The organism is Actinomadura sp. 7K507, from assembly GCF_004348425.1.
GTDB lineage: Bacteria > Actinomycetota > Actinomycetes > Streptosporangiales > Streptosporangiaceae > Spirillospora.
In genome coordinates, this window is sequence record NZ_SMKK01000404.1 from 1 (window position 1) to 4474 (window position 4474).

Below are 4474 nucleotides of genomic sequence, written 5' to 3' on the forward strand. Positions count from 1 at the left end.
CCCCCGTCCTCGTACCGTCCCCCGTCCCCGCACCGGCCGCCGGGTGCGGGCTACGGCCCGCTCGGATGAATCGCTCGAAGATCCGTTCGGCGTCCTCGGGTGCGACGCCCGGCCCGGTGTCGCGTACCCACAGCAGCACCGAGCCGTCCCGCACCGCCGAGCCGACCTCGACCGTGTCGCCGTCGCGGGTGTGTCGCACCGCGTTGGACGCGAGCTGCATCAGCGCCTGCGTCAGCCGCTGCGCGTCCCCCAGCACTCGTATCTCGGCGACCGCGCCGACCCGCCAGCGGCGGTCCCCGAGCCCGCGCGACTTGGCGACCACGTCTACCGTCAGGTCGGCGAGGTCGACCTCCGCGACGGTCAGGAAGTCCGGCCGGTCCGCCTTGGCCAGCATGATCAGGTCGTTGACCATCCGGTTCATCCGGTCGAGTTCCTCCATGAGCAGCGCGCGGGTCTCCTCCCGCTCGACCGGGTCGTCGCCCATCAGCTCCAGGTGCCCGCGGATGACGGTGATCGGCGTCCGGAGCTCGTGGCCGGCGTCGTCCAGGAACCTGCGCTGCGCCGCGAACGCCGACTCCAGCCGGTCCAGCATCCGGTTGAACGTGGACGCGAGCGCCGCCACGTCGTCGTTGCCGCGGACGACCAGGCGCCGGGTCAGGTCCGACTCCCCGATCTGGTCGGCGGTCTGCCGGACGAGGCGGATCGGTGCCAGCACCCGTCCCGCGATCAGCCAGCCGACCAGCCCCGCCACCGCCAGCGCACCGAACGCGGTGAAGCCCAGCACCTGCGTCGTCTCGATCACCTCGGCGCGCTGCGCGTCCCGGAACTGGACCACGACCAGCGCCGCCTGCCGCGCGTCACCGGTCATCCGCACAGGCAGCACCGCGTACCGCACCTCGCCGGCCGCGCTACTGGTCGAGCCGTAGGACGGCGTCCGCGTCCGGGCGACCTTCGCGACGAACGCGGCGTCGTTGTCGAGCCGTGCCGGTGGTTCCTGCGCGCTGCGCCGCTCGGCCCGCCCGTCCACGACGGAGAAGAACGTCTCGTAGCTGTCGGGGAGGTTGTGGACGAGGTAGCCGGTCAGCAGCTCCGACACGTTCGCCGGGGGACGTCCCGTCGCCGGGTCCACCCCGGTCTGGGTGTAACCGCGAAGCTTGTTCGCCTCGTGGGTGAGCTCGCCGTCGACCCTGTCGTTCAGCCGCGCGGACAGTACCGACCAGGTCACCGCGACGGACCCGGCCAGCGCCAGCCCGACGAGCAGCAGCATCCAGCCCACGATGCGCGCCCGCGCCGTGCCACGGGCTTCAGCCGTCATCGTCGTCGTCATCGTCGCCGTACGGACCGTCGTCGTCATCGTCGTCCGAGGTGACCGGCGGCGGCACCGCGCGGCCCCCGCCCGTCGCCGGGGATGACGGCCCGGCCGCCGACGACCTCGGGCTCGGCGACGCGTCCGGCGCATCGGACGCTCCCGCCGACCCCCCGCCCCCGGCGGCGGGCGACTTGGTGACCTCGATGGTGTTCCCGAGCGACGGCGGGGCGCTCTCGTGCGCCCGGACGAGCCCGGCCGTGAGGCCGATGACCAGCGTTCCGGCTACACCGATCCCGATGAACCACGTGCGTACTGACATGAGAACAACGTCGCATACCGCCGAGAACGGATGGTTAACGCCAAATGAGAAGACCCTCATCCGGGCTGCTCACGGCCGGGGCGCGGCCCCTCCATGAGGGTTCTTTCATCTGGCTCTCACGCTCGCCCCATCGCGGGCGGGGAGCGTCCATCCGGAACCGTCCCCGACCAGAAGGAGAGCCTGTGGCAGCGCACGTCCTCTACGGCCTCGCCGCGAACCTCGCCGCGATCACCGTGCTGGCGCACGTGATCTACTTCCGCCGGCATCACCGGCGAGACCTGCGGCTCGCCTACATCGCGGTCAACGTGGGCGTCTTCACCGTCGTCTCGCTGCTCCTGGCCGAGCGCGCCGACGTCGCCGTCGGGTTCGGGCTGTTCGCCGTTCTGTCCATCATCCGGCTGCGGTCGGACGCCATCACCCAAGAGGAGATCGGCTACTACTTCGTCGCGCTGGCACTGGGCCTGGTGAACGGCATCGCCGCGGTCATCCCGTGGCTCGCGGTCCTGCTCGACGTCGTGCTCCTCACGATGATGTACGTCGCCGACCACCCCCGGTTCTCTTCGCGCACCCACCATCAGCTGGTGACGCTCGACGTCGTCCACGCCGACCCCGCCGCACTGCGCGCCGACCTGGAGAACCGCCTCGGCGGGACGGTACTGGCCTGCAACGTCACCGAGGCCGACTACGTGCGGGACGTGATGGTCGTGGACGTCCGTTACCGGCGGCACGCCCCGAAGCCCGGCCACCACCCCGAGATCCGGACGCCCTACCCCACGTATGCCGTGCCGGACGTGCCTCCGACCGGACGCGTGGTGCGATGACCGCCGACGGAGCCTCGGCGCTGGCCGGCCTCACCGAGGCACTGCCGCCGATGGGACTTCCCCAGGTACTCGAGCGCGCCGAACTGCAGACCCGGGTGGATCGCAAATACCTGGTGCCGGCCGCGGTGTGCGAGGCGATCCTGCCACGGCTCGGCGGGGAGTACGCGGCCCTGGAAATCGGCGGCCGGCGCCGTTTCCGGTACTCCTCGACCTACTTCGACACCCCGGACCTGCTCACCTTCCGACAGCACCGGCAGGGCCGCCGGCACCGCTTCAAGATCCGGACCCGGGCGTATCTCGACAGCGGCGAGTGCGCGTTCGAGCTGAAACTCGCGGGCGTACGCAACGTCACCGACAAGCGGCGCATGCCCTACGAAGTGACACGTCGCGAGGAGCTGGACGGTGCGGCGCGTGCGTTCCTCGAGGAGGTCCTGCTCGACGCGTATCGGGTGAACGCGCCGGACACCGTCGTCCCGTCCGCGACGACCGGCTACCTGCGCTCGACCCTGGTCCAGCTGTCCGGCCCTGGGCGGGTGACGCTCGACGCGGGCCTGACCTGCACGCGGGACGGCGCCGGCAAGGCCGCCGATCCGGGCATGGTGCTGATCGAATCGAAGTCCGAACGGGCCGACGCCCCGGTGGACCGGATCCTCCGCGAACTCGGCGTCCGCCCCGCGAAGATGAGCAAGTACTGCGTGGCCGTGGCCGTCCTCTACCCGGAGATGCACGCCAACCCGTGGCACGCGGCCATGCGCGCCTGCTTCGACCGCGACGGTGGCGGGCTCCCCTTTTCGCGCCCGGGGACCCGGGGTAGGTAATGAAACGTGCAAGTCGCTCCGAGCCGTCCCGGTGACTGGTGGGTCTCGCCTGCGATTCCGACGATCGCGAACTGCGTGCTGGGCGTCCTCTGGGTGTTCTCAGCCCTGGGTGGCTGGGGTGACGCCGCCTTCTGCGGTGAAGGCGAAGCCTACGACCCGGGGTGCGGCGCCGGCTTCCAGGACGCCGTCCGGCTGTCCGCACCTGTGGCCGTCCTCGCCGCGGCCATCGCCGTGACCGCGTGGTCGATACCGAGGGTCCGGCGCAGGCCCGACCGGCTGGACGCTCTCCTCACCGTGGCGGCCTTCGTGTGGGTATTCGCCGAAGGTGTGCTGTTCATCGGCGGGTACCTGGCGAAGCCATGAGCCCCGAACCGACGTTGCCAAAACGAAATAATGATGGCCGGCAACGCGTTGTAGGAGTCACCAAGGCGGGTGAACTGGGACAAAGTCCAAGGTAGAGCGGGTCTCCAGGTGGGCTGTGGCCCGCGTCACCGCCGATCCGGCACGTAGAAGACGTGCGAGTCGGTTTGACGTTCACTCGCCGTGGGCATACTGTTCACTTCGCCCCACGGGGACGCAGGACGCCTGAAGGCGGCCGGCCCGAGGGGAAAACCTTCGACGACAAGCTGACGCGGCTTAGCCGTGCCTGGCGTGTTGTGGTGGGTCGGAAAAGGCCGATTTTGACAATCGCGCCGGATCTGATGAAATAGCTTCACCGCCCGGAAGGCGCCGCGCAAGCGGCACCGGAACGGCGTTGCCGAAAAGGACGGAAATTGACAATCCGCTCCGATTAGGTAGAGTGAAAAGCGAGTCGCCCCGGAGCCGGGGCCCGCGGGAGCGGGGTTCGGCGCGGTGGGTGTCCGTTTCTTGAGAACTCAACAGCGTGTTAAAAGCCAGTGCCTTTATCGGCTCGGCCAGTGTTTTCTGGTCGGGTCGCCCCGTGGCCGCCCCTGTAGTTTGTTCGGGGGTGGTGGGGATTTCTTTGAGGCAAAGGACCCCTTGTTTGGGGGGTTTGTTGCTGGGATTGTTTTCCGAGGTTTGGCCGGTTCGGGGTTCGCCCCTCGGGCTGGTCGCTTGAGACCTTAATGGAGAGTTTGATCCTGGCTCAGGACGAACGCTGGCGGCGTGCTTAACACATGCAAGTCGAGCGGAAAGGCCCCTTCGGGGGTACTCGAGCGGCGAACGGGTGAGTAACACGTGAGCAACC

Annotated in this window: 5 protein-coding genes and 1 rRNA gene; 4 read left to right on the top strand and 2 right to left on the bottom strand. The window is 69.4% G+C overall.

The window, feature by feature from the left end; translation table 11 throughout:
• Both E1285_RS43400 and E1285_RS43405 read right to left on the bottom strand, forming a co-directional pair.
• The coding region (locus E1285_RS43400) for a HAMP domain-containing sensor histidine kinase (protein WP_132160743.1) at positions 1–1315 on the bottom strand (1315 nt) is incomplete at its 3' end.
• Positions 1305–1628, bottom strand: a complete 324-nt coding sequence (locus E1285_RS43405; RefSeq protein WP_132160744.1) for a hypothetical protein — start codon at positions 1626–1628, stop codon at positions 1305–1307. The genes E1285_RS43400 and E1285_RS43405, both read right to left, overlap by 11 nt.
• Before the next feature lie 182 nt (positions 1629–1810).
• On the opposite strand from E1285_RS43405, the gene E1285_RS43410 reads away from it, so the two are divergent.
• The 4 genes from E1285_RS43410 to E1285_RS43425 all read left to right on the top strand — a co-directional run.
• The gene (locus E1285_RS43410) at positions 1811–2449 is read left to right on the top strand and encodes a DUF4956 domain-containing protein (protein WP_243723465.1); all 639 of its coding nucleotides are present in this window, start codon (positions 1811–1813) and stop codon (positions 2447–2449) included.
• Positions 2446–3267, top strand: a complete 822-nt coding sequence (locus tag E1285_RS43415; RefSeq protein WP_132160746.1) for a polyphosphate polymerase domain-containing protein — start codon at positions 2446–2448, stop codon at positions 3265–3267. Before E1285_RS43410 ends, E1285_RS43415 begins: the two co-directional genes overlap by 4 nt.
• 6 nt (positions 3268–3273) lie before the next feature.
• Complete coding sequence (locus E1285_RS43420) at positions 3274–3630, top strand: hypothetical protein (RefSeq protein WP_132160747.1); 357 nt, start codon at positions 3274–3276, stop codon at positions 3628–3630.
• Positions 3631–4349: 719 nt separating this feature from the next.
• Positions 4350–4474, top strand: a 16S ribosomal RNA gene (locus E1285_RS43425); the annotation flags it as partial.